We start from the raw sequence: 24,341 nt of genomic DNA, 5'->3' as shown, positions 1-24,341 counted from the left end.
CTCATGAATTAAGCGAAAAATCGACGGGAACCACCACCCAACAGTTGACAGCCTGGCTGCCACGCCGTGCCGGAACGAAGGACCAGCGCAGCACCGTGTCTCGGGCGGCGTTGTCCAGCGCCGGATAGCCGCTGGATTTTTGGATATTTAACGTTTGTACCTTGCCATCGGGACGCACCTGAACATTCAGCAACACCGTACCTTCCTGACCACGACTGATCGCCACTTCAGGGTAAGGCGACGGATGGTTGCGCAGGTAATCGGCGTTAGCCTGAGGTGGCATCAGGGGCGCATCCTGTGTCGCGCTGGTGACAGGTGCGGCCGTGGCGCTTGGGGCGTTATTGGCCGCTGTGACAGGTTCCTGCCGCACGGGCTGCGGTGTGGGTTTACGCTTGGCCGGTACCGCTTTTTTGACGGGCGGCGGTGTTTTCTTTTCCGGCGGCGCGGGCGCAACCGCATTTTCATCCACCGGTTTTACCGCTTCCTTCGGCTCTGGTTGCGCAACCGCTTCAGGTAACACGACTTCTTCAGGGAGATTCGTTTCTGAGACGCTGGGTGGTGTCTCTACATTGGGTGTCGCCACCACCAGTTCCACACTCACGGGCTGTGGCTGTGCGGGCACCGTAACCGGCATATCAGCTGCACGTGCCAGCAGCGCCAGCACGATCGCATGTAGCGTCACAATGAAGAGCGCGGCCAAGCCAATATGCGCTCTGGCTTCGAGCTATGCAGTATCGCTAACTGTTGCAAACGGAACCCTGCCAGATAGGACGATGTCAACGGCGCCTGAGCAACGTCATAAGAATACGGGCCGTTGTTATTTTCGGCATACACGAGTTGCGTCTTAACTAAGAGTTCGCTAACGCGACATCCAAAAGCTTTTAGTTACGAAGGGTTTAGCCAATGGCTAAACCCTTTTTTATTGAGGTAATTAGCTGATGGTGTCGCTACGGTGTAAGGGTACATTGTATGAAATAGTGAATGTCATCAATATAGAGGGCGCATGAATACAATTTTATCTTTGCAAACCGGACTCAACTCTGATCTGAATTATTATAAAACCAGTGAGCATAGCATTATTAATGATGCCATTTTCTCACCAGAAAATAGTGTTAACTTTAGCGATGAAGGAAGGATTCTATTAGCGATTGTTACTCTCGGAGTAAGCTATGTAGTTATAAAACTATTAGAAGATTACAGGCAGAATAAAGTAAAAACTAATATTTTATCAATAACCACGACATTGTTAAACAGTATTGAACGTTTGGATGAGTCTGCCAGTGAAGAGAAAAAATAAGAATTCCACTTTCAAACGGAAATGAAGTTGTATTTACGGAGAGATGTAACTCGAGTGGCTATTGCACTGTAATAGAAGAAAAAAATCAAGGGCCTTACATATTGGTAAATATAATGAAAAAAAGCATACATTTATAAAAGCTTTAAAGAGATAAAAGAAACGCTTGTTCAGGATATTATTTCTCATAAAGATCATTATAGTTATAAAGAAGATGCGCTGATTGATGTGGCTGCTTATCTTCATCAGAAAAGCGAAAATGCCATGAAGGTTAAAGCGTTTGGAAGTCATATTATTGAAGCAAATAAAATAACACACCCAGTTGTTTTTAATGAAAAAAATATTGGTGTGAAGCTCAGAGAGGAACATGTTCCTGGCTATACAACGTTCACTTTTTTGAGTAAGAAAAATATGTTCCTTAGTCGAGAACATATTGTGTTGGGCGTTGTAACATCTTGTGGACGTGAGTTTGTGCTAAGTGCATCTTCAGGTGATGATCGAAATATTTATTCTGATAAAAATGTAAAGTATATAAAACTAGGTCTGACGGGGGGGATAAAATTAGAAGACGTTTTCGAAAATTTAGTGTCAGCGTTAAAGAACTCTGATTCCAGTAAGCGCGATTTTGTTGAGATCTTGTACGATCTGTATCCAAAAATATCAATACCCCTACTTTCTAGTGTGGCATAGTGTTATTGCATGATGATACAAAATTACAACGGCAATCTAATAATTCTGAGCGGCATGTTTTTGCCAAATTTGTCTTAATTGCTCGGCATTCTCGGTGCCATCACAGCTGGCGGGAAAATCTTTTCCCGCTTTACCCCATTCTTCCAGTTGGGTTGCATGGCACAATGTGGCTTGTCCATCCTGATAACCCCGTAAGTAATGGGAGCGATCAATGGCCGTATCACCAGACCATTCCACCAGGGCATCGTTGTCTTTCACCACGTTTCCTGTCATGGCATCGTTGAGCCCCATGTTATACCAGAGGGAATGGGACCTTTCCGGTGACGGTGTCTGAGAGATTTGACAACTGGCAAGCACCAATGTCAGGCATAACACGTATCCGAATCTCATCCCATTATCCTTATCAGAGGGCGGTTTCTGTCGGTATCAAGCAATACCCAGCTTCTCTTTCAAGCTTTTTAAATAGCGTCGGCTCACGGGAATATGTTTACCGGTGTGGGTAATGACTTCTGCGCCACAGTTATCCATCAACTGTATCTCCTGAAGCAACTCGGTGTTTACCATGTACTGGCGATGACAGCGGACAAAAGGCGTCTTCTCTTCCAGGGTTTTTAACGATAGCTGGGTATAACCTGACTGATTTAGCCCTACGACATGGACGCCGCTCAGCTCGGAACAGAGATATTCCACTTCTTCGATCTTAAGGAGAAAAATACGGTTGTGGCCGTGGCACGGGATATGCCTAAGTTGAGGCTCCGCAATAAGTTGTACATTTTTATTTACGGATGTGCCGCGTCGAAGACGATTGAGGGTTTTTGCCAGGCGCTGATTGTCCAGCGGCCTGAGCAAATAATCAAAGGCATGTTCTTCAAAAGCGCGCACCGCGTATTCGTTATAGGCGGTGACAAAAACAACATAAGGCATGCTGTCAGGATCGAGCATGGCAACCAGTTCCAGCCCACTGATTTTCGGCATCTGGATATCAAGAAAGATCACATCCGGTTGAAGTCGGTTAATCACCGGTATAGCTTCCAGCGCGTTGCTGCACTGCGCTATTACCTCAATGTCATCTTCTTTATCCAGTAGTAGCAACAACTCTTCGCGAGCCAGTTGCTCGTCGTCAATTAGGATGGCTCCCAGCATGCTTTTCTCATGTTGCATTGATCCTATCATTATTTGCATTGAGATAAGCGAGGAAAGCCAGTAACCCGCGACGCGAACGTGAGATTCAGGTGAAAGTGAACTAGTAATTTTATATTTACACTGCATGGGTTGAAATCTTTACATTTTGTGGTATCTTGAACTCAGTGTGGCGGCGGAAAGCGCGCTACGCTACTCAAGAACTGTCCAGGAAAATGAACATGCAAAAAGATTCGCTCAACAACATCAATATTGCCGATGAACAAGTACTGATTACGCCCGATGAGCTCAAGGCAAAATTCCCGCTCAATGTGCAAGAAGAGCAGGCCATTGCCACGGCACGTTGTACCATTTCCGATATTATCCACGGTCGCGATAACCGGTTATTGGTGGTGTGTGGACCCTGTTCCATTCACGACACGGATGCTGCGTTGGAGTATGCCCGCCGCTTGCATACGCTATCAGCCGAATTGAGCGATCGGTTGTATATCGTAATGCGCGTTTACTTTGAAAAACCGCGTACTACTGTAGGTTGGAAAGGTCTTATCAATGACCCCTACATGGATGGCTCCTTCGACGTGGAGGCGGGGTTATACATTGCACGTGAGCTGCTGCTAAACCTGGTGAACATGGGGCTGCCTTTGGCGACAGAAGCGTTGGATCCCAACAGTCCACAATATCTGGGCGATCTGTTCAGTTGGTCAGCGATTGGTGCGCGGACCACTGAATCGCAAACGCACCGCGAAATGGCTTCTGGCCTTTCGATGCCAGTGGGTTTCAAGAACGGCACCGATGGAAGCCTGGGCACGGCCATTAATGCGATGAAAGCCGCAGCAATGCCGCACCGTTTTGTGGGTATCAACCAAACCGGCCAGGTGTGCCTGCTGCAAACTCAGGGTAACAGCGACGGTCATGTTATTTTGCGTGGCGGCAAGCAGCCTAACTACAGCGCACAAGACGTAGCGGAATGTGAAAAACAGATGCAGGCTGCGGGCTTAACGCCTTCACTCATGATAGATTGCAGCCATGGCAACTCGAATAAAGATTACCGTCGCCAACCGCAGGTGGTGTCATCCATTGTTGAGCAAATTAAAGCGGGTAACCGTTCCATTATTGGCATGATGCTGGAAAGTCATATTCATGAAGGCAATCAGTCGTCGGAACAACCGCGTTCGGCAATGCAATATGGTGTATCGGTGACAGATGCCTGTATCAATTGGGAAAGAACCGATGCTTTGTTGAGATCGGTGCATCAGGAACTAGGTGCGGTACGCCGTTCATCGTTGGGAGAATAACAGAACATGGTTGCAGAACTGACCGCGTTGCGGGATCAGATTGATGAGGTGGATAAGGCGCTGCTTGGTTTGTTGGCGCGCAGGTTGGCATTAGTGGCAGAAGTCGGAGAGGTGAAAAGCCGCTATGGTCTCCCTATCTATGCTCCCGATCGCGAGGCTGCGATGCTGCGTTCTCGTCGTGAAGAGGCCGAGGCCCTCAACGTGCCTGCGGATCTCATTGAGGACGTTCTGCGCCGAGTGATGCGAGAATCCTACGCCAGTGAAAATGACAAAGGCTTTAAAACACTGTGTCCGCAGCTGCGGCCTGTCGTCATTGTGGGTGGACGCGGGCAGATGGGACGTATGTTCGAAAAAATGTTGCGTCTGTCCGGCTATGAAGTAAGGCTGTTGGAAAAAGAAGATTGGCCGCAGGCTGACAGCCTGTTGGCGGATGCTGGTATGGTGATCGTTAGTGTGCCAATTCACGTGACGGAACAGGTGATTGCACAGTTACCGCGTTTGCCGGAGGATTGTATTCTGGTGGATCTGGCTTCGGTCAAAAATGGGCCGTTGCAGGCGATGCTGGCGGCACATTCCGGCCCGGTCGTAGGCTTACACCAGATGTTCGGACCAGACAGCAGTAGCCTTGCTAAGCAAGTCGTGGTGTATTGCGATGGTCGCCAGCCTGAAGCGTATCAGTGGCTGTTGGAGCAAATTCAGGTATGGGGCGCCCGGCTGCATCGCATCAGTGCGGTTGAACACGATCAAAATATGATGTTTATTCAGGCGTTGCGTCACTTTGCTACTTTTGCCTACGGGTTGCATTTGGCGGAAGAGAATGTGCAGCTTGAGCAATTACTTGCATTGTCTTCACCCATTTACCGGTTGGAGCTGGTGATGGTAGGGCGGCTATTCGCACAAGACCCGCAGCTTTATGCCGATATCATCATGTCATCCGAAAATAATCTGGCCTTGATCAAACGCTATTACGCCCGTTTTGGTGAAGCGATTGCACTGTTGGAAAGCAAAGACAAAGCGGCGTTTATCGCCAGCTTTAAGAAAGTAGAACATTGGTTTGGTGATTATGCCCAGCGTTTTCAGGTGGAAAGTCGAGCCTTGCTGAAACAGGCTAACGACAGCCGCATCTAGATAGCGGAGAGGCGCTCCCAGCCAGGCGGCTGGGAGCGCTACACTCAGTGTATCTCAACGGGGACGACGTTCTCACTGGGGTAACAGTCGAGCACTTTCAGTGAGCGTGTGATGCCCGATAACTCTTTCAGTGCTTTTTGTAATCCATCCCCGCGCAGGTTAGCCTGCACATCAATATAAAACATCTCTTCCCAGGGGTTACCGTAAATAGGACGAGATTCCAGTTTTGTCATAATGATGCTGTGTTCGCGCAGCACCAGCAGTGCTTCCACTAATGCTCCCGATTGCTGACCCGTCGCCATAATCAAGGTGGTTTTGGCGGGGACTTGCTCAGAGACATCAATCGGCTTACGTGCCAACACGATAAAGCGGGTGGTGTTTTGGGTCTGGTTTGCCAGGTTATGTTCCAGCACGCGCAATTGATAAAGTAATCCACCGGCCTCGCTGCCCAGCGCGGCGGCGTGGGGTGAATTCAATGATGCGACTTTTTCCATCGCAGCCGCCGTGCTTTCACAATATTCGATTTTCCATTGTGAATAACGCTGGATAAAATAGCTGCACTGCTGGAAGGGTTGTGGATGGCTGTAGACGGTCGTAATTTGGCTTAAATCCGTGTCGGTAGCGACCAGCATACAGTGATCGATGGGGTGGGTAAGTTCGCCCACAATCGACAGCCCGGTATGTTGCAGTAGATCGTACACGTCATTGATTGCACCCTATGTGGTGTTCTCAATGGGTAGAACGCCGTAGTCGGCTTGGCCGGTTTCCACCATCGCGAAGATATCCTGAAACTTCTGGCAGCCACACTCAACCAACTGTTCAAAATGGCGCGCGGCATACTGCCGGGCAGCCAGATGGGAGTAGGAGCCTTTGGGGCCAAGAAAGGCGACACGCGCCGAGTGGGCTCCGGTGGGGTTAAGATGGTGCTGTAACAGCGCCTGCTGCGTTAGCACTGAGTCTTCAATAATTAGTTGAAACAGGCGCGTAATATAATGCCCATCAAAATGATGAGGTTTTGCCGCTTCGATGAGCTTATCCAGCAAATCTCTTTCTCGTTCTTTGTCGCGAATCGGGCGATGCGTATGTAACTTTGCGCGTGCCACTTCCAATGCCAACTCTCGCCGTTCGGCCAGCAGTTCAAGCAGTTTTAAATCCAACTCGGTGATGCGTTCACGTAAGGCCAGTAAAGGGTTGTCTGTCATGGTTGTGTTACCTGTAAACTCATTTTTATCCATACAGTGCGTATAAATAAGTGCATAAAAAAAGCCCCCTATTCAGGAGGCTTTCTGGTTCGTCTTCGTATTCTTTCAATATGACGAATCGCCTCCCAATCAGGGGAAGGTAAAAAAGAATACGAAGAAAAACGGTGTGTGGCTCATTGGTTGCCTGTTAAGCGCTAGCGCTCTCATGGGGTGAAAGTACCCCTGTAAAGTAACTGTTGGCTTTTCGTTCTGTCAACTAAAAAGCGAAGGGGCCTTATCCTCAGAAGCAAAAACGCGCCCTGACGGCGCGTTGTTGGCTACTGTTATCTGAAGGTTTCGGTTATGACAACTCAATATCCGCGTCTTTGACCCCAGCCGTCGTTGCTCGACGTGCTTCTCCCTTATGCTGCATCTTGTTCAGTTGGCGCTCCAGTTTCGCGAGCAGCTCATTAATGGCAGCGTACATATCTTCATGCTTGGCGCTGGCGACCAAGGGACCATTTAGGCGTACTGATAGTCGCATCGGCAACAAAACCCACCGGTTCTTTGGATAAAATAATATGTGGGTTAATCAGGTGAGTTTGCCATTTATCCAGCTTGGTTAGACGGTCTTCGACATGCTGACGTATTGCGGGGGTGATTTCCATTTGCTTACTGGTAATGTTGATCGTCATATAACATACCTCTCTGCTTTTGCCGTCTCACTTAGATAACTTCAGTATAGCCGTAAATGGGATAAAAATCGGGATCTACATCACTTTTATTTGGCTGGTCGGATCACCTCGTTGCAATTTGTGAAGCACATAGAGGAAGCGCAATGCAAGGCTTGAGACCTGATGCAACTGGTGGCATTATCAATGAGATCGATGGCGTGCAGACAAGGTCAGTGGTGGGATGATGCTCGGACACTGTTCCTGCGTTGGAATAAAAAAACGGCAAACCAAGGTTGCCGTTTTTTTATGTTTACGCATGTGAGTAGGGGCCGTGCTGCTCTCTGGTTAAGCGGGATTGGCCTCGACGATTTTCGCGACTTTATCCGCCTGACCCAGCAGCTGGAGTTCTCTATAAGCATTTTCCATTAGCGGAAGCGCTCTTTTTGTCGCTTGCGTGTCCGGGAAATCACGCATCATCTGTTCTACACGATTAACAACGGCGACGTAGGCACCGCGTTTGGTGTAATATTCCGCCACTGAAAGTTCGTATTTAGCTAAACGCTCTTTCAGGAATACCAGACGTTTGCCCGCATCCGTGGCAAACTGGCTGCGAGGATACGCTTGCAGCAACTGGCGGAAGTCACGAAAAGCCGCGCGTGCATATTGTGGATCGCGGTCAGAGCGGTCAACGCCGAAGAACCCCTGAAGTGCGCTATCATCCTGAGCCATGTTGGTTAAACCACGCATGTACAGCACATAGTCCACACTTGGGTGTGTCGGGTTGATGCGCAGGAAACGGTCAATGGAGGCTTGCGCCATCGCCAGTTCTGCGGACTTGTAGTAAGCATAAATCAGGTCAAGCTGCACTTGCTGAGAATAGGGCCCGAAAGGATATCGGTTATCCAATGCTTCCAACTGCGTGATTGCTGCTTTAAAGTTACCGTCCTGCAATTTTTGTTGAGCGGTAGCATAAATTTCAGAAGGCGGACTGTCGGGAACCGTATCCTTGGAGCTGTTGGAGCAACCCGCTAGCGCCAGGCTCAACGTGGCTGCAGCCACCAGATATTTCATACGCATCATAACGTTTTGATTATCCTCAGAGTGTTATGCCGGGAGACTGGCCGTTACGCTCCCGGGTAAGACTAGCTACAATAGTACATTATTTTAAACGGCATCGCCGCGAAAACCCAACGTTAACGAAGAAGCTGCAACTATGGCACAACAAGTACAACTCACCGCAACGGTGGCTGAGTCTCAACTCGGTCAACGGTTAGATCAGGCTTTGGCCGAATTGTTCCCTGATTATTCCCGTTCTCACATAAAAGAATGGATCCTGGACGATCGGGTACAGATTAACGGCAATATGATAAATAAGCCAAAAGAGAAAGTGTTAGGCGGTGAAGCCATTACGATTGATGCCTTGATCGATGAAGAGGTTCGCTGGGAAGCACAAGATATCGCACTGGATATCGTTTATGAAGATCAAGACATTCTGGTGATCAATAAACCGCGCTATTTGGTGGTTCACCCTGGCGCGGGTAACCCGGACGGCACCGTGCTCAATGCGTTGCTGCACCATTTTCCGGCTATTGGCGACGTTCCGCGCGCAGGCATTGTGCACCGCCTGGATAAAGACACCACGGGATTTATGGTGGTAGCGAAAACCGTGCCAGCGCAAACGCGACTGGTGGAATCGCTTCAGGCGCGTGAAATCACACGTGAGTACGAAGCCGTTGCGATTGGCCGCATGACGGCCGGAGGCACAGTCAATGAACCGATGAGCCGTCATTCCACCAAACGCACCCATATGTCGGTGCATCCTATGGGAAAACCGGCCGTTACCCATTACCGCATTATGGAGCATTTTCGCAGCCATACGCGCCTACGCCTGCGTCTTGAAACGGGTCGTACACACCAGATTCGTGTTCACATGGCGCACATCAATCATCCGCTGGTGGGCGATCAACTGTATGGCGGTCGTCCTCGCTTGCCTAAGGGGGCATCAGAGGAACTGGTGACTGCACTGCGCACGTTCGATCGTCAGGCGCTACACGCGACCATGCTACGCCTTTATCATCCCATCAGCGGGATTGAAATGGAGTGGCATGCCCCCATACCACAAGATATGGTTGATTTAATTGAGGTATTAAAAGCGGACGCCGAGGCGTTCAAAGATCAATATGACTGGTGACGAGAGGCTGATGACGAGCGAACTGATACTGCCTGACTGGCCTGCACCGCAACGTGTGCGTGCCTGTAGTACCACGCGAAGGGGAGGCGTGAGCCAAACGCCCTATGATTCGTTGAATCTTGGTGCGCACGTAGGCGATCGACCTGAGGCGGTGTTAGATAATCGTCAGCGACTGGTCATGCTGGCCGATTTGCCTGCGATGCCGCAGTGGCTAAATCAAGTGCATGGAACGCAGGTGGTTTCATTAGCGTCTTCGGCGTCAGGCGTGCCGACCGGTGATGCGGCCTACACCAACCAACCTGGTCTGGTGTGTGCGGTGATGAAGTGGCTGCTACGCACGCGGGCTGGCGCGGCCTGTGTTCTCTGGCGTGCTGGAAGCGACATTGCGTCATTTCCGCGCCCCTGCGTCGTCCGTGATGGCATGGCTTGGGCCGGCGATCGGGCCGCAGGCGTTTGAGGTTGGCCCTGAGGTGCGTGATGCTTTTATTGAACTACTCCCTGTTGCCGCAGACGCATTTATCGCTAAGGATAACAAGTTCATTGCCGATATCTACCAGTTAGCTCGTTTGCGCTTGCAAGCTCAGGGCGTGACGAAAATTTTTGGTGGCGATGCCTGTACTGTGACTCAGGCCGACAAATTTTTCTCATATCGCCGCGATGGAACTACAGGTCGTATGGCAAGTTTAATCTGGCTGATATAACCTACTGAATTAAAACGATCCATGGCAAGTAACTGCATTCCTTCTATTATTTATTACTGGCAAAATAATCTTGAAATTTTGAGGGATGACCTCATTTAATCTCCAGTAGCAATTTTGACCAGTATGTATGGGAGGAGTTATGCGTCTGGATCGTCTTACCAATAAATTCCAGCTTGCCCTTGCGGATGCGCAATCTCTAGCGCTCGGCAAGGATCATCAGTTTATCGACCCGTTACACGTCATGAGTGCGCTGTTGAAGCAGGAGGGCGGTACGGTCAGCCCGCTGTTGACCACGGCAGGTGTAAACGCTATTCGTCTGAAAGCGGACATAGAACAGGCCATCGCGCGTTTACCGCAAGTGCAGGGCGTTGATGGCGATGTGCAACCCTCCAATGAATTCGTCCGTACTCTCAATCTGTGTGACAAGATTGCACAGAAGCGCGGCGACGCGTTTATCTCTTCCGAACTGTTTTTGCTGGCGGCGTTGGATACTCGCGGCACGTTGAGCGATCTCCTGGCGCGCGCAGGGGCAACTAAAGAAGCCTTCTCTAAAGCCATTGATCAGATACGTGGTGGTGAACAGGTGAACGATCAAAATGCGGAAGATCAGCGACAAGCGCTAAAGAAATTCACCATCGATTTAACCGAACGCGCTGAACAGGGCAAATTGGACCCGGTCATTGGCCGTGATGAAGAAATTCGCAGAACTATTCAGGTGCTGCAACGCCGTACTAAAAATAACCCGGTGCTGATCGGTGAACCTGGCGTCGGGAAAACGGCAATCGTAGAAGGATTAGCTCAGCGTATCATTAACGGTGAAGTGCCTGAAGGGCTTAAACACAAGCGCGTACTGTCGTTAGACATGGGAGCATTGATTGCCGGTGCTAAATACCGTGGTGAATTCGAAGAACGTCTGAAAGTGGTACTTAACGATCTGGCAAAACAGGAAGGCAGCGTCATCTTGTTTATCGATGAGTTGCATACCATGGTTGGCGTGGGCAAAGCTGACGGTGCAATGGATGCGGGTAACATGCTCAAGCCTGCATTGGCGCGCGGGGAGTTGCATTGCGTTGGCGCGACCACGCTGGACGAATACCGGCAATACATTGAGAAAGACGCTGCGCTGGAACGCCGATTCCAAAAGGTGTTTGTGGCGGAACCCAATGTTGAAGACACGATCGCGATTCTGCGTGGGCTTAAAGAACGTTATGAATTGCACCATCATGTGCAGATCACTGACCCGGCGATTGTGGCGGCGGCCATGTTGTCGCACCGCTACATTGCCGACAGGCAACTGCCGGATAAAGCCATTGACCTGATTGATGAAGCGGCATCAAGCATTCGTATGCAGATGGATTCGAAACCGGAATCTCTGGATCGTCTGGACAGGCGTATCATCCAGTTAAAGCTGGAACAGCAGGCGCTGAAAAAAGAGTCCGATGAGGCCAGTCAAAAGCGACTGTCTTTGCTAAACGAAGAGCTTGAGCAGAAAGAGCGCGACTACTCCAAACTTGAAGAAGAGTGGAAAGCGGAGAAAGCCTCTCTCAGCGGTACGCAAAATATCAAGGCCGCATTGGAACAAGCGAAGATCGAACTGGAGCAGGCACGTCGTCAGGGCGATCTCGCTCGCATGTCGGAGTTGCAGTATGGGCGCTTGCCCGAGCTTGAAAAACAGCTAGCGGCGGCAACGCAGGCGGAAGGGAAAACCATGCACCTGTTACGCAACAAAGTGACCGATGCCGAAATTGCCGAAGTTCTAGCTAGATGGACGGGAATTCCCGTTGCGCGCATGTTGGAAAGTGAACGAGACAAGCTGCTGCGTATGGAGCAAGAACTTCATCAGCGCGTTATCGGGCAAGATGAGGCGGTCAGCGCCGTGGCGAACTCGATTCGTCGCAGTCGTGCAGGCCTTTCCGATCCTAATCGACCCATTGGATCGTTCCTGTTCCTGGGGCCAACCGGGGTGGGGAAAACTGAACTGTGTAAAACGCTGGCGGCCTTCTTGTTCGACAGCGATGACGCTATGGTGCGCATCGACATGTCTGAATTTATGGAAAAGCACTCAGTGTCTCGTTTGGTCGGCGCACCTCCGGGATACGTGGGGTATGAGGAAGGGGGGTATCTCACCGAAGCGGTTCGGCGCCGTCCTTATTCCGTGATCCTGCTTGATGAAGTTGAAAAAGCCCATCCAGATGTATTCAACATTCTGTTGCAGGTGCTTGACGATGGCCGCTTGACGGATGGGCAAGGCAGAACGGTGGATTTCCGTAATACAGTTATCGTGATGACCTCGAACCTGGGTTACGATCTCATTCAGGAACATTTCGGTGAAATGGATTATGTCGGGATGCGTGACATGGTTATGGATGTGGTAAGCCATCGTTTCCGTCCGGAGTTTATCAACCGTATTGATGAAGTCGTGGTATTCCACCCATTGGATCAGGCACGCATCATGTCCATCGCGCGTATTCAGTTGCAGCGGTTGTACAAGCGGCTGGAAGAACGTGGCTATCAGGTCACGATGACCGAGGCCGCATTGGAACAATTGGGGCTAATTGGTTTTGACCCGGTTTACGGTGCTCGACCGCTCAAACGTGCTATCCAGCAGCAGATTGAAAACCCGTTGGCCCAGGAAATCCTTTCGGGCAAATTGATTCCAGGGAAACCGGTCACCTTGGATGTTGAGGGCAGCGAAAAGCATATTGTTGCCCGATAGTGATTAACATCATGTTTTATATGGTGAAAGTATTAAGCGGCACAGACGTGCCGCTTTTTTTATACAGAGTGGTTGTGTTAAAAATAAGCGCTTGGAATTTTTTTTTTGCATTTAGCGCTTGTCAGCGCGAAAGAACTCCCTACACTTCGCCTCCACTGACACGGCAACAGCGACACGCAGTTGCGGTAACAGTCGGAAAGTTAAACGCGAAATTGAAAAATTAACGTTGACTTTTCAGCGGTGCAGCGTAATATACGCCTCCCGCGCCACGGTAGATGTGGCAACGCTCTTTAACAATTAATCAGACAATCTGTGTGGGCACTCACAGGACTTTATCGTAAAGCCTTAGGGCTTAAAAAATAAAAGTCTTGAAGAGTGAACAACAGTTAATTCATTACGAACTAACAGTAATAATTCTTTGAGCATCGCTTCTCGAGCAGAAGCAAATCAAACTTTAAATTGAAGAGTTTGATCATGGCTCAGATTGAACGCTGGCGGCAGGCCTAACACATGCAAGTCGAGCGGTAGCACAGGAGAGCTTGCTCTCCGGGTGACGAGCGGCGGACGGGTGAGTAATGTCTGGGAAACTGCCTGATGGAGGGGGATAACTACTGGAAACGGTAGCTAATACCGCATAACGTCGCAAGACCAAAGTGGGGGACCTTCGGGCCTCACGTCATCAGATGTGCCCAGATGGGATTAGCTAGTAGGTGGGGTAACGGCTCACCTAGGCGACGATCCCTAGCTGGTCTGAGAGGATGACCAGCCACACTGGAACTGAGACACGGTCCAGACTCCTACGGGAGGCAGCAGTGGGGAATATTGCACAATGGGCGCAAGCCTGATGCAGCCATGCCGCGTGTGTGAAGAAGGCCTTCGGGTTGTAAAGCACTTTCAGCGAGGAGGAAGGCAGTAAGGTTAATAACCTTGCTGATTGACGTTACTCGCAGAAGAAGCACCGGCTAACTCCGTGCCAGCAGCCGCGGTAATACGGAGGGTGCAAGCGTTAATCGGAATGACTGGGCGTAAAGCGCACGCAGGCGGTTTGTTAAGTTGGATGTGAAATCCCCGGGCTTAACCTGGGAACTGCATTCAAAACTGGCAAGCTAGAGTCTCGTAGAGGGGGGAGAATTCCAGGTGTAGCGGTGAAATGCGTAGAGATCTGGAGGAATACCGGTGGCGAAGGCGGCCCCCTGGACGAAGACTGACGCTCAGGTGCGAAAGCGTGGGGAGCAAACAGGATTAGATACCCTGGTAGTCCACGCTGTAAACGATGTCGATTTGGAGGTTGTGCCCTTGAGGCGTGGCTTCCGGAGCTAACGCGTTAAATCGACCGCCTGGGGAGTACGGCCGCAAGGTTAAAACTCAAATGAATTGACGGGGGCCCGCACAAGCGGTGGAGCATGTGGTTTAATTCGATGCAACGCGAAGAACCTTACCTACTCTTGACATCCAGAGAACTTGGTAGAGATGCCTTGGTGCCTTCGGGAACTCTGAGACAGGTGCTGCATGGCTGTCGTCAGCTCGTGTTGTGAAATGTTGGGTTAAGTCCCGCAACGAGCGCAACCCTTATCCTTTGTTGCCAGCGATTCGGTCGGGAACTCAAAGGAGACTGCCAGTGATAAACTGGAGGAAGGTGGGGATGACGTCAAGTCATCATGGCCCTTACGAGTAGGGCTACACACGTGCTACAATGGCGTATACAAAGAGAAGCGACCTCGCGAGAGCAAGCGGACCTCATAAAGTACGTCGTAGTCCGGATTGGAGTCTGCAACTCGACTCCATGAAGTCGGAATCGCTAGTAATCGTAGATCAGAATGCTACGGTGAATACGTTCCCGGGCCTTGTACACACCGCCCGTCACACCATGGGAGTGGGTTGCAAAAGAAGTAGGTAGCTTAACCTTCGGGAGGGCGCTTTTGAAATACCACCCTTTAATGTTTGATGTTCTAACCTGGGTCCGTAATCCGGACTGGGGACAGTGTCTGGTGGGTAGTTTGACTGGGGCGGTCTCCTCCCAAAGAGTAACGGAGGAGCACGAAGGTTAGCTAATCCTGGTCGGACATCAGGAGGTTAGTGCAAAGGCATAAGCTAGCTTGACTGCGAGAGTGACGGCTCGAGCAGGTACGAAAGTAGGTCTTAGTGATCCGGTGGTTCTGAATGAAAGGGCCATCGCTCAACGGATAAAAGGTACTCCGGGGATAACAGGCTGATACCGCCCAAGAGTTCATATCGACGGCGGTGTTTGGCACCTCGATGTCGGCTCATCACATCCTGGGGCTGAAGTAGGTCCCAAGGGTATGGCTGTTCGCCATTTAAAGTGGTACGCGAGCTGGGTTTAGAACGTCGTGAGACAGTTCGGTCCCTATCTGCCGTGGGCGTTGGAGAATTGAGGGGGGTTACTCCTAGTACGAGAGGACCGGAGTGAACGCACCACTGGTGTTCGGGTTGTCATGCCAATGGCATTGCCCGGTAGCTACGTGCGGAAGAGATAAGTGCTGAAAGCATCTAAGCACGAAACTTGCCCCGAGATGAGTTCTCCCTTGTCCCTAGAGGACGCTGAAAGGCCGTTAAAGACGACGACGTAAATAGGCTGGGTGTGTAAGTGCAGCGATGCATTGAGCTAACCAGTACTAATGACCTGTGAGGCTTAACCTTACAACGCCGAAGATGTTTTGGTGTTGATTGAGAGACAAAATCGTCTGGAACGATTTTGAACAGCGCGGAGCGCTGGCCCCGAAGGGGTGAGTATCAGGATGATACGAATAATCACGTGCTCGAGAAGTTCAGCTTGTTGACAGATTGGCATTCATGGCTGAGAAGCGGTGGATGTAAAACAGAATATGCCTGGCGGCGATAGCGCGGTGGTCCCACCTGACCCCATGCCGAACTCAGAAGTGAAACGCCGTAGCGCCGATGGTAGTGTGGGGCTTCCCCATGTGAGAGTAGGGAACTGCCAGGCTTTTAATATAGCGAAGGGGCTGTCCGAAAGGACAGCCCCTTCGCTATATGCGTGGAATATCCATGCCGTCATCCTCGGCGAAGGCCGGGGATCTCGGACAGAAAGAACGCGTTCGGCCTGTAAAAGATCCCCGTCTACGCGGGGATGACAAGAAGGGCAGGGGTGACAGGAAGGGCCATGGTGAGGAGGGCTGCTCCCCGACAGGTAGGAAAGATTGTCAGATTGCAGATACAAAAACGCCCACGGTATCAATACCGTGGGCGTTAGTGGAGCGGGCGCGAGTTGTGCAGCGCGTACTAGCGCAGATCTTTCATCGCAATATGGTCCATGTCGTCAAACGTCAGGTTTTCACCGATCATGCCCCAGATAAAGGCATAATTTTTGGTACCAACGCCAGTGTGAATCGACCAGTTCGGTGAGATCACCGCCTGCTCGTTGTGCATCACCAGGTGACGTGTTTCATGTGGCTCGCCCATCATATGGAAAATAATGGTGTCATCTGCCATATCAAAATAGAAGTAAACTTCCATCCTGCGTTCATGGGTATGGGTCGGCATTGAGTTCCAGTTGCTGCCTTCTGCCAAACGCGTCAACCCCATACTTAACTGGCAGGTTTACACCACTTCCGGTACCAGATATTTGCAAATGGTACGCTTGTTACAGGTTGCGATATCACCGAGCGTGGCTTTAACTGCATCTTCTTGCGTAATCACACGCATTGGGAACGTGGCATGCGCTGGCGCACTGTTGTAATACAGTTCGTTGCCTACCGCGTAGCTTTTGCCATCAATCACGATGTTTGCCGGGCCACCGATATTGATCAGGCCCAACTCGCGGCGTTCGAGAAAATAGTTCACACCAAATTGCTTACCGATACCGTCATCAAAGGTGATCTCGCCGTCAACCGGCATAATCCCACCCACTACAATGCGGTCAATGTGGCTGTACACCATGGTGTATTGGTTTGGCGTAAAAATCTGCTCAATGAGAAATTTCTTTCTCGGCTCAGTGGTATCGAGCGTTTTTGCATGTTCGCTGTGTACACTTTGTCGTACGTCCATATTGTTACCTTTTATGCGTTTTTAGGTGAAAATCGTTTTGCCCACAAGGCCGTAATGATGGGCACGAGTACTGAAGTCACTATAACACTGGTGGCAACCAGCGCCGTGGCTTGTTGAGCTACCGGGGCGAATTCCGGCGCCATGTTGGCGATCAAAAGAGGGGTTGCGACTGCGGCACCTGCACTACTGGAGGCCGCTACACCTGCGGTACCGTTACCACCACCGATAAATTTGTCAGACAGGATCAACGGGATACCAGTAACTACAATCACCAGCACGCCCAGGAAAATACCGGCAAAACCGGTTTTGAGGATAACGGCCAGGTTGATGGTGTTACCCAGGGCAAAGGCGAAGAAAGGAATCAGTGTTTGGAAAGAGTTACCAAATAGTTTTCTCAGGTCCGGATCCAAATTACCCAGTGCAAAGCCAATCAGGAAGGGCAGCACTGCACCGACAAACAGTTGCGGTTCAAAGGTCGCGATACCGCTGGCACCGAGGGTAACCATGGTCATCAGCGGACCGGACTCCAAAGACATCAAGACGAAGGCACCGGCTTCTTCTTTAGAACCGTACTGATTCATCAGCGCGGCATACATACCCCCGTTGGTCATATCCATCGCAGCGACCAAAGCGAGGACAGAGATACCCGCAAGCAAGCCGTTTTGGATACCATCGCCCGGCAAGAAGGTGCCCGCAATCATTGCCACGACCCATGCGGTAGCAATTTTGGTGACAACCAGGACGCCAGATTTTTTCAGCATGGTGCCCGTTGCTTTAAGCTCAATGGATGCACCCATGCAGAAGAACCACACGGCCAGAATAGGAATGGTGCCGGTAATCAATCCGTTACTGAAGGAACCTAAATAATTCCCTGCCCCCGGCGTAAAGGTATTACAGAGTGCGCCCAAAAAGAGCGGAACCAGCATTAATCCCCCAGGGATTTTATCAATAGCTTGTTTGATTTTCATGAAAAGCCTCATCTATAAAAAATAAAAATGTGTCCCGCCGCTTTTAATAAAAGCAGATAGGTGATAGGTATAAAATTTAAAAATTAGGGGCGCACAAGGCCCTGGGTGTTATTACCCACATTCACATAATGTTGAAGATGGTTATCCCCATTAAAAAATTGACAATTAAATGTTTGCTATTGCCTTACTATTTTAGGTTTCTAGATCTTTTTTAATTATAAGCTATCTTTCCGTAATGTTATTAAATACATTACAGATATTTTACCCATTACTCATCGCTACCTCGATTGATTAAATCCATTTCCGGTTTCCGGTGAATGATCAACTTCTCAGTAGTAAGCGATTATATGTAATTCATCAGTGTAAAATAAAAATCGGTTTGTCGGTGCTCTGGTTATTAACCTCTTAATTGATAGTGTGGTATTTAGGGTTACTTATTGTAATTATTCAACGCGATGGCTGTTAATATGATCGGAGATCGCTTTACTGGTTTTAATCAGGCTTGCCAGGTGTTTCTCTTTCTTGCCATTGGCATACTGTGACTGCATGCCGTTGACGCCGATGGCGGCGATAACCTTGCCATCCTGATGAAAAATCGGTGCTGCCATACAGCAGATTTCCTCAATGTCTTCACCGTCGTCGATCGCCCAGCCTTGTTCTTTGACGAGCTTGAGGTGTTCCAGAAAATCATCTTTATTGGTAATGGTTCGTGGCGTAAAACGCTTGAAGGTACAATCAGCAATCAGGGCTTCTATTCTTTCCTGTGGCAGCCAATCCAATAATACTTTTCCCAGCGACATACGGTTAAATACAATTTTCTTACCTTCCCAAGACGTTTTCACAATGGCCTTTGGCAATTCTACTTTACTCAGGAAAAAGCCGTTATCCCCCTCAAGAATACCAAGGTGGCAGGTTAACTCTGTCTCTTTCACCAATGTGTGCATAAAACCAATGGCATCTTTGCGCAGGTCGATATTCTTAATTGCCAGACCACCGAGTTCGAATAAACGCAAGCCTAAAACATAACGTCCATCAGCGCGCTGACGTAATAGTTGTGATACCGTCAATACTTCAAGCAGATGATGTACGCTACTTTTCGGTATAGACAGATCGGTACAGATCTCGGTAAAGCTGGCTTCATCACGAGACGGACTGCCGCTGGTGCTTTGCTATGCTCAAGTTGTTGGAAGATATTCATAGTGGTTTTATATGTGAAACTGTGGTTTTTTATATGGAACAATAATAACGAAAGGGTATTTTATTTACCTAGATGCAGATCACAAAACGAGCGCAGTAGTATTGGTTATTTCAATATAAATGGAACGTAGTTTCATTAGGAAAACGGAAAATGCAGTTTTATGACAGTATGGCGCGGAGAAGGGCGTGATGAGCAGAGATGGTGTCTGCACAGATAATCAAAAACCCCGCGAACAGGGTTTTACGGTGTTGAATTACAGAATCCGACTGATCAGCCTGTCGATCCTGATACGGCGCAAGCGGCGTATCAATTTACGCACTTTCACAGGATATTGCGCGATACCTTGCAAATCGGTATAGCTCTGGAGCGGCGTGGTGTATGCGCTAATCTGCTCCAACTCTTGCAACCGCTGTTCCAGCAGCACTTTTTCAGGATCGTGGATCAGGATAGCGTTTTCCAAATCCAAACGCCACGCGCGAGGATTGAGGTTATTGCCTGTCAGTAACTGCCAGGTATCGTCGGACCACAGCCCTTTGAGGTGGAAGCTGTTATCCCCATCCTTCCACAACCGCACGGTTAAATGCTGATTGTCGATATAACGCTGCAAGCGGCTGACGAAACGGCGCAGGTTGATTTCATACAGGTAGGGCAATGCGCCGATGATCTTGAACGGCTGATCTTCGGGAATAAAGAAATCGTTAGCCGTCTTGTCGCCAATGATGATCTCCACCTGCTTGCCCTCTTTGAGCAGACGCACCACGTTTTTGATCAGCAGTGCGGGCAGGTTGAAATAAGGGGTGCACATTACCAGCCGATGCTCGGTACAAAACATCAGGTGATGGATGGTGTTATTTAGTGGGCTTTGTTTACCCAACCCGACTAACGGCGTGACCGTCAGTGCTCCATTGACGCCCTCACTGCCGGGCGTGTTGTAAGCCAGGGTGCGCAGCGTTTGGCGGAATTGACGAATATCCGCTTTAATTTCCAGATTTTTGGGCCGCGAACGGCTGTCCAGACGTTGCACCGCCGGATCGTTTAGCAGCGTGGTGATGTAGCCCGACATGGTGTTGGCCAGCGCCGCATTATGGATAAGCTGATAGCGATCGTAACGATACTTATCATGTTGATGCAGATAGACATCGTTCAGGCTGGCACCGCTATACAGCACGCAGTCATCAGCGATGAAGCCCTTCAGGTGCAAGACGCCGAGTGCTTCGCGTGTATTGACGGGAATACCATAAATGGGAAACTTCACGTCAGCGTGTTTTTCTGCCATGTCGCAGTACCAATCCGCATTGGTACTCGCTGATTTGTCACCAATGCGCCCGCGCTGCGCACGGTGCCAATCGACCAACACACGCACGTCGAGATCGGGGTTGCTGCGCTTGGCGTTGTAGAGCGCAGAGAGTATGCCCTGTCCGCCGTCATCCTGCTCCAGATAGAGTGCGACCAGATAGACTCGCGTCTTGGCCTGTTGGATCAGGTTAATCAGCGCGGCGCGAAACTGTTCAGGGGAGTGTAACGTCTGAATGCCGTCCGCTGCTTGAGGGATTTTGGGCAGTTGTGCAAGGTGTTGTTGGTATTTATTGCGTTTAAATGTAGACAACATCACAGTGTGTTTCTTCTCTTATTAGTCGGCGCAAGGCCGTCATTAATGATGTCAGGGGAATGCCGAATCGAGCGATGATACCACTACTTTTCGGGCGTAGTGAGTAAGTTTTACCGTTCATTACCAGATTGACCGCCAAAATAAACGCTCTGTCACGCAACATATTGTGTGTTCAACGGTAGCACCAGCACCGCGAATTCAGCGGCAATATTATCGGGATCGGAAATGGCGCGGGTTACGCCAATGATTTCATCACCGAACGCCGTCGGGCGCATCGCCACAAAAGCCATTTCCCGATCGTAGTCGATCTGCGTCATGTACGCCAAATCTTCATAGTTGAATTCGTTGATTTCACTGAAATAACGGTAGTAGAGATCTTCTTTGGTAACGTTGCCGATAAAGCGTTCCAGCAGCGGTTCGTCCTCAGGCAGAATGGGGCGAAACAGGCAACACTCCTGATTATTGAGCTGCACCTGTTCTTCCAGCTCTTGGGGATAAGGGCGGATGGCTAATCGGGATTGGGGGTCGCCAGAGAAAGGTGCGAGATGGAGTGTGACATCCAGCAGGGTGAATTCACTGCCTGATGCCAGCAGCGGATGAATATCGAGGCGATGCACTTCCTGGCAGTCCAGGATCAGGTTGGAAACCTGCACCAGCAGCCGGCTGAGCCCGGCGATATCCAATGGATGCAGGGCGCTGCGCCCGCGTATTTTTCCGCTTTTCAGCGCTTGCATTATCAGGTAGCGCGCCAGCGTCATATTGAGCGGCGGCAAGGCCACCGCCGCCAGCGAATCATTGTTCCATTCCACGCTGCCATCAAAATCAGCGGACCGAATATCGGGTCCTGTTCTACCGCGATACGCAGTTCTTGTGCGCCAGCGCGATTCGCCATACCTTGCACTAACAGCCCGTGAATGCGAACCTGCGGATAGGCACGTTTAACACGATCGATAATCGCATCGGCGGCTTGCTGAACTTAATGGGCGGTGCGCAGGTAGAGCATCACCCCCTGTACTTCGAATTTGTGCGGGATATCTGGCGAACGCAACTTGATGGCGACCGGATAACCAATCTGTTCGGCAATATGCACCGCTTCCGCGCTGTCGCTAGCAATCCAGGTTGGCAAGGTGTGCAGCCCGTAGGCGTGCAAAATCGGCTGAACTTCGTGGGTATCCAACTGAGTTACCCCATACGTCAACGCCTGATGAATCAGTTGATGTGCCTGAGCGGCGTTGATGCCGAGATCGTGCGGCAGGGCCGGCGTTTCCATCAGTTGCTTCTGGTTACGCCGGTATTACACGATATGCATAAAGGATGTGACCGCCCCTTCAGGCGTACGGTAAGTGGGAATGCCAGCCTCATTGAACAGACGACGGGCCTCCTGAGAGGAATATTCGCCACACCAGTTGGTGAGTAAGGTGATGCGTTTGCCGCGCGGATGTGCCTGACAGCAGGCAATCAACTGCTGCGCGCTTTCTGTACCGGGCGCGGCGGCACTCGGTGCGTGGATAATCAGCAGGGCATTGTAGTCATCGCTGTCCAGAAGCACCGAAAGCGTGCTGAGGTAGCGCGCAGCGGTAGCGTCGTCGCGCATACTTAAGCTGCTCAAGGTGCAATAAAATGGCGCTGGTTTTACCATCACGTGCCAGGAAATCGAGGACATCGTCCACATCGATATCCAAGCTGTCACCCAGTGCGATGAAGTAAGAAAAACCGATGCCGCGCTGCTGCGCCCAATCGAGAATGGTATTGGAAACCGCAGCGGACTGAGAAATAAACGCCAGCTTGCCTTTGACTATCGGCACGGGAGAGAAGCTGGCGTTGAAACCTTGCCACGGTGCCAGTATCCCCAGACTGTTCGGACCCAGCAGACGCATAGCATAGCGGCTGGCGCAGGCTTTGAGCTCTTCCGCCTGTGCGGGGGGCGAAGAGAGGATAATCACGGTTTTACAACCGCGCTGACCCCAACGTATCCAGCAGCAGTAAATTGCGATTGGAATGGGTACAGAGAACCGCCAGGTCGGGAGTAATGGGTAAACTTGCCACATCGGGATAAGCCAGTACGCCACAGACGGCACGATATTTGGGCGTGACGGGCAGGATCGGACCAGTGAAGTGACCGCCCAGCAGGTTTTGCATCATAAGAAAACCGGCGCGCCCCGGTTTCTCCGATGCGCCCAGCACGGCGATCGATTTTGGTCTTAATAACGCTTCTAACCCGCGCTGCCTCATGGCTCGCTCCCGACAGGACAGAGAGCTGAATCATAGCGGTTTTTATGCCTTTATGCTATGACAGTCGATGAAATTCCCTGCACAGGGCGATGTGCTTTACCGGCCAGATAACGTTGACGAAAGCTGTCGAAGTGATTGAGCAGGCCCTGGCTGGCATCATTATCACCCGCCTGTTGCAACAGTGCGGCAGCAATTTACGCCGTGTAGTGTTGTCCTGCGCTACTGGCTTAGCGCAGTTGGTAGCGTGAGAGTGATTCAACCGCACGTGACAAAATAGGCAGCGCATCCAGATAAGGGCTTTTGCGAAACATCTTGCGCGCTTCCGGCCAGGTGCCGTCCAGCAGCACAAACAGCGGCGGCTTGGCGTTATCTGGTAAACGGTGCAATACCTGACGCGACGGCTCGGCTTCATCCGCAAGAGGGCTGATAATCCGAGGTTTGCAGTGCTGTCAGCAATGCCGGATCAGGCTCAGTGCGTGACCAGAGAAAGGCGTGGGTGTCAGGCAGAATATCGGCAATCAGGCGACCGGTATTGCTGGGTTTTAACGGCTCGGTATCGAACATAATCAAACAAAAGCGGCTGCGTGCCGAATGAGGAGTGATGGTGTCGCACAGACAGTTGGTCACCGGCAACAGGCAGTGTTGACAACGTACCACTCGGCAGCCTCGGGCCCGAAAAGGGCGGGTCGAACGTTCCAGACGGTGCTGGCGCAAACGAAGAACAGCGTTATCGTGCATAGGGGGTCGCTAAAAACCATTATTCTACTTGACGCACTGGAGGACAGAAAGCCCCAGTGCGGCTTTTATTACATGGCTTAACGGCTCAAACCGTTTCATCTAACCAGTTTTCGAACGGCGTTTTCGGCAACGCACCGCTCATGATATCTACCGGTTTACCCTGTTTAAACACCATCAGCGTCGGAATGCTGCGAATACGAAAACGGTCGCTCAATTCCGGCTCAGCTTCGGTATTCACTTTGATAAAGCGAACGTTACCCGCGCGCTCTTGCGCCACCGCCGTAAAGATCGGGGCAAAGGCAACGCAGGGACCGCACCAGGGCGCCCAAAAGTCGACGACCACAGGCAAATCGTCTTGCAACAGCTTGTCGAATGTGGCACTGGTGGCATTGATCACCTCACCGGAAAACAGCTCGCTGCCGCAGCGGCCACAGGTTGGGCTGTCGTGAAGGCGTTCTTCAGGCAAACGGTTCGTGGTGTGGCAGGATTCGCATACCATGTTCATAGGCGACCTCAAATCATAAAACGGCTAAAACAGATGTGCTGTGGTCAACGTTGTGCCA

15 protein-coding genes, 1 rRNA gene, 6 pseudogenes and 2 other annotated features are annotated in these 24,341 nt (G+C 50.6%); of the genes and pseudogenes, 8 read left to right on the top strand and 14 right to left on the bottom strand.

The window, feature by feature from the left end; translation table 11 throughout:
* Position 1: 1 nt before the first annotated feature.
* Positions 2–700 carry an energy transducer TonB gene (locus JZM30_RS05095; RefSeq protein WP_308167121.1) on the bottom strand — a complete coding sequence of 233 codons (699 nt, stop codon included), beginning with the start codon at positions 698–700 and terminating at the stop codon, positions 2–4.
* Positions 701–1,003: 303 nt separating this feature from the next.
* Between JZM30_RS05095 and JZM30_RS05090 the strand changes: the two genes are divergently transcribed.
* Positions 1,004–1,297 (top strand): hypothetical protein, encoded by a 294-nt coding sequence (locus JZM30_RS05090; RefSeq protein ID WP_252317788.1) that lies wholly within the window; start codon positions 1,004–1,006, stop codon positions 1,295–1,297.
* 225 nt (positions 1,298–1,522) lie between these two features.
* The gene (locus JZM30_RS05085) at positions 1,523–1,984 is read left to right on the top strand and encodes a hypothetical protein (protein ID WP_252317787.1); all 462 of its coding nucleotides are present in this window, start codon (positions 1,523–1,525) and stop codon (positions 1,982–1,984) included.
* 36 nt (positions 1,985–2,020) lie between these two features.
* On the opposite strand, the gene JZM30_RS05080 is transcribed toward JZM30_RS05085, so the two are convergent.
* Together JZM30_RS05080 and btsR are read right to left on the bottom strand one after the other, a co-directional pair.
* Complete coding sequence (locus tag JZM30_RS05080; RefSeq protein ID WP_252317786.1) at positions 2,021–2,374, bottom strand: DUF2799 domain-containing protein; 354 nt, start codon at positions 2,372–2,374, stop codon at positions 2,021–2,023.
* A gap of 36 nt (positions 2,375–2,410) precedes the next feature.
* On the bottom strand, positions 2,411–3,127 hold the full coding sequence (gene btsR / locus JZM30_RS05075) for a two-component system response regulator BtsR (RefSeq protein WP_252317785.1): 717 nt from the start codon (positions 3,125–3,127) through the stop codon (positions 2,411–2,413).
* Between the two features lie 218 nt (positions 3,128–3,345).
* Here btsR and JZM30_RS05070 point away from each other — a divergent pair, with 218 nt between their 5' ends.
* Positions 3,346–4,419 (top strand): 3-deoxy-7-phosphoheptulonate synthase, encoded by a 1,074-nt coding sequence (locus JZM30_RS05070; protein WP_252317784.1) that lies wholly within the window; start codon positions 3,346–3,348, stop codon positions 4,417–4,419.
* Positions 4,420–4,425: 6 nt separating this feature from the next.
* Positions 4,426–5,547 (top strand): bifunctional chorismate mutase/prephenate dehydrogenase, encoded by a 1,122-nt coding sequence (tyrA, locus tag JZM30_RS05065; RefSeq protein WP_252317783.1) that lies wholly within the window; start codon positions 4,426–4,428, stop codon positions 5,545–5,547.
* Positions 5,548–5,591: 44 nt separating this feature from the next.
* Here tyrA and pheA read toward each other — a convergent pair.
* The 4 genes and pseudogenes from pheA to bamD form a co-directional block, all read right to left on the bottom strand.
* Positions 5,592–6,749: pseudogene (gene pheA / locus JZM30_RS05060) on the bottom strand (bifunctional chorismate mutase/prephenate dehydratase).
* 54 nt (positions 6,750–6,803) lie between these two features.
* Positions 6,804–6,927: a sequence feature (Phe leader region), on the bottom strand.
* Positions 6,879–6,926 carry a pheA operon leader peptide PheL gene (gene pheL, locus JZM30_RS05055; protein WP_196907589.1) on the bottom strand — a complete coding sequence of 16 codons (48 nt, stop codon included), beginning with the start codon at positions 6,924–6,926 and terminating at the stop codon, positions 6,879–6,881. Its footprint overlaps the feature before it by 48 nt.
* 162 nt (positions 6,928–7,089) lie before the next feature.
* A pseudogene (raiA, locus tag JZM30_RS05050) lies at positions 7,090–7,423 on the bottom strand (ribosome-associated translation inhibitor RaiA).
* A gap of 324 nt (positions 7,424–7,747) precedes the next feature.
* Positions 7,748–8,482 carry an outer membrane protein assembly factor BamD gene (gene bamD / locus JZM30_RS05045; protein WP_252317782.1) on the bottom strand — a complete coding sequence of 245 codons (735 nt, stop codon included), beginning with the start codon at positions 8,480–8,482 and terminating at the stop codon, positions 7,748–7,750.
* Positions 8,483–8,615: 133 nt separating this feature from the next.
* Between bamD and rluD the strand changes: the two genes are divergently transcribed.
* From rluD to rrf, 4 genes and pseudogenes are all read left to right on the top strand, one after another.
* Positions 8,616–9,593, top strand: coding sequence for a 23S rRNA pseudouridine(1911/1915/1917) synthase RluD (gene rluD, locus JZM30_RS05040; protein WP_252317781.1), 978 nt, complete (start codon positions 8,616–8,618; stop codon positions 9,591–9,593).
* Positions 9,594–9,603: 10 nt separating this feature from the next.
* Positions 9,604–10,294, top strand: a pseudogene (pgeF, locus tag JZM30_RS05035) (peptidoglycan editing factor PgeF).
* A gap of 139 nt (positions 10,295–10,433) precedes the next feature.
* Positions 10,434–13,010, top strand: a complete 2,577-nt coding sequence (gene clpB, locus JZM30_RS05030) for an ATP-dependent chaperone ClpB (protein ID WP_252317780.1) — start codon at positions 10,434–10,436, stop codon at positions 13,008–13,010.
* A gap of 456 nt (positions 13,011–13,466) precedes the next feature.
* Positions 13,467–15,655: a sequence feature (most likely nonfunctional fraction of RNA operon), on the top strand.
* Positions 15,656–15,856: 201 nt separating this feature from the next.
* Positions 15,857–15,972 (top strand): 5S ribosomal RNA (gene rrf, locus JZM30_RS05025).
* Between the two features lie 296 nt (positions 15,973–16,268).
* On the opposite strand, the pseudogene kduI reads toward rrf, so the two are convergent.
* The 7 genes and pseudogenes from kduI to trxC all read right to left on the bottom strand — a co-directional run bounded on the left by kduI (position 16,269) and on the right by trxC (position 24,283).
* Positions 16,269–17,033 (bottom strand): annotated as a pseudogene (kduI, locus tag JZM30_RS05020) (5-dehydro-4-deoxy-D-glucuronate isomerase).
* 11 nt (positions 17,034–17,044) lie between these two features.
* Positions 17,045–18,001, bottom strand: a complete 957-nt coding sequence (gene kdgT, locus JZM30_RS05015) for a 2-keto-3-deoxygluconate transporter (RefSeq protein ID WP_252317779.1) — start codon at positions 17,999–18,001, stop codon at positions 17,045–17,047.
* Positions 18,002–18,444: 443 nt separating this feature from the next.
* On the bottom strand, positions 18,445–19,068 hold the full coding sequence (locus tag JZM30_RS05010) for an IclR family transcriptional regulator (protein WP_252317778.1): 624 nt from the start codon (positions 19,066–19,068) through the stop codon (positions 18,445–18,447).
* 384 nt (positions 19,069–19,452) lie between these two features.
* Complete coding sequence (pssA, locus tag JZM30_RS05005) at positions 19,453–20,808, bottom strand: CDP-diacylglycerol--serine O-phosphatidyltransferase (protein WP_252318003.1); 1,356 nt, start codon at positions 20,806–20,808, stop codon at positions 19,453–19,455.
* Between the two features lie 182 nt (positions 20,809–20,990).
* Positions 20,991–23,040, bottom strand: a pseudogene (locus JZM30_RS05000) (acetate--CoA ligase family protein); the annotation flags it as partial.
* Positions 23,041–23,090: 50 nt separating this feature from the next.
* Positions 23,091–23,778: pseudogene (locus JZM30_RS04995) on the bottom strand (tRNA-uridine aminocarboxypropyltransferase).
* An 85-nt stretch (positions 23,779–23,863) separates the two neighbouring features.
* Complete coding sequence (gene trxC, locus JZM30_RS04990; protein WP_252317777.1) at positions 23,864–24,283, bottom strand: thioredoxin TrxC; 420 nt, start codon at positions 24,281–24,283, stop codon at positions 23,864–23,866.
* Positions 24,284–24,341 lie beyond the last annotated feature (58 nt).

This window comes from Candidatus Symbiopectobacterium endolongispinus (genome assembly GCF_018777385.1).
Lineage (GTDB): Bacteria > Pseudomonadota > Gammaproteobacteria > Enterobacterales > Enterobacteriaceae > Symbiopectobacterium > Symbiopectobacterium endolongispinus.
This window is presented reverse-complemented; position numbering and strand designations above follow the sequence as displayed.

Bases quoted from the DNA above. Each gene is read 5' to 3' on its own strand.
- JZM30_RS05090 (WP_252317788.1), top strand. From the start codon at position 1,004: ATGAATACAATTTTATCTTTGCAAACCGGACTCAACTCTGATCTGAAT.
- JZM30_RS05080 (WP_252317786.1), bottom strand. From the start codon at position 2,374: ATGAGATTCGGATACGTGTTATGCCTGACATTGGTGCTTGCCAGTTGT.
- btsR (WP_252317785.1), bottom strand. From the start codon at position 3,127: ATGCTGGGAGCCATCCTAATTGACGACGAGCAACTGGCTCGCGAAGAG.
- JZM30_RS05070 (WP_252317784.1), top strand. From the start codon at position 3,346: ATGCAAAAAGATTCGCTCAACAACATCAATATTGCCGATGAACAAGTA.
- tyrA (WP_252317783.1), top strand. From the start codon at position 4,426: ATGGTTGCAGAACTGACCGCGTTGCGGGATCAGATTGATGAGGTGGAT.
- bamD (WP_252317782.1), bottom strand. From the start codon at position 8,482: ATGATGCGTATGAAATATCTGGTGGCTGCAGCCACGTTGAGCCTGGCG.
- rluD (WP_252317781.1), top strand. From the start codon at position 8,616: ATGGCACAACAAGTACAACTCACCGCAACGGTGGCTGAGTCTCAACTC.
- clpB (WP_252317780.1), top strand. From the start codon at position 10,434: ATGCGTCTGGATCGTCTTACCAATAAATTCCAGCTTGCCCTTGCGGAT.
- kdgT (WP_252317779.1), bottom strand. From the start codon at position 18,001: ATGAAAATCAAACAAGCTATTGATAAAATCCCTGGGGGATTAATGCTG.
- pssA (WP_252318003.1), bottom strand. From the start codon at position 20,808: ATGTTGTCTACATTTAAACGCAATAAATACCAACAACACCTTGCACAA.
- trxC (WP_252317777.1), bottom strand. From the start codon at position 24,283: ATGAACATGGTATGCGAATCCTGCCACACCACGAACCGTTTGCCTGAA.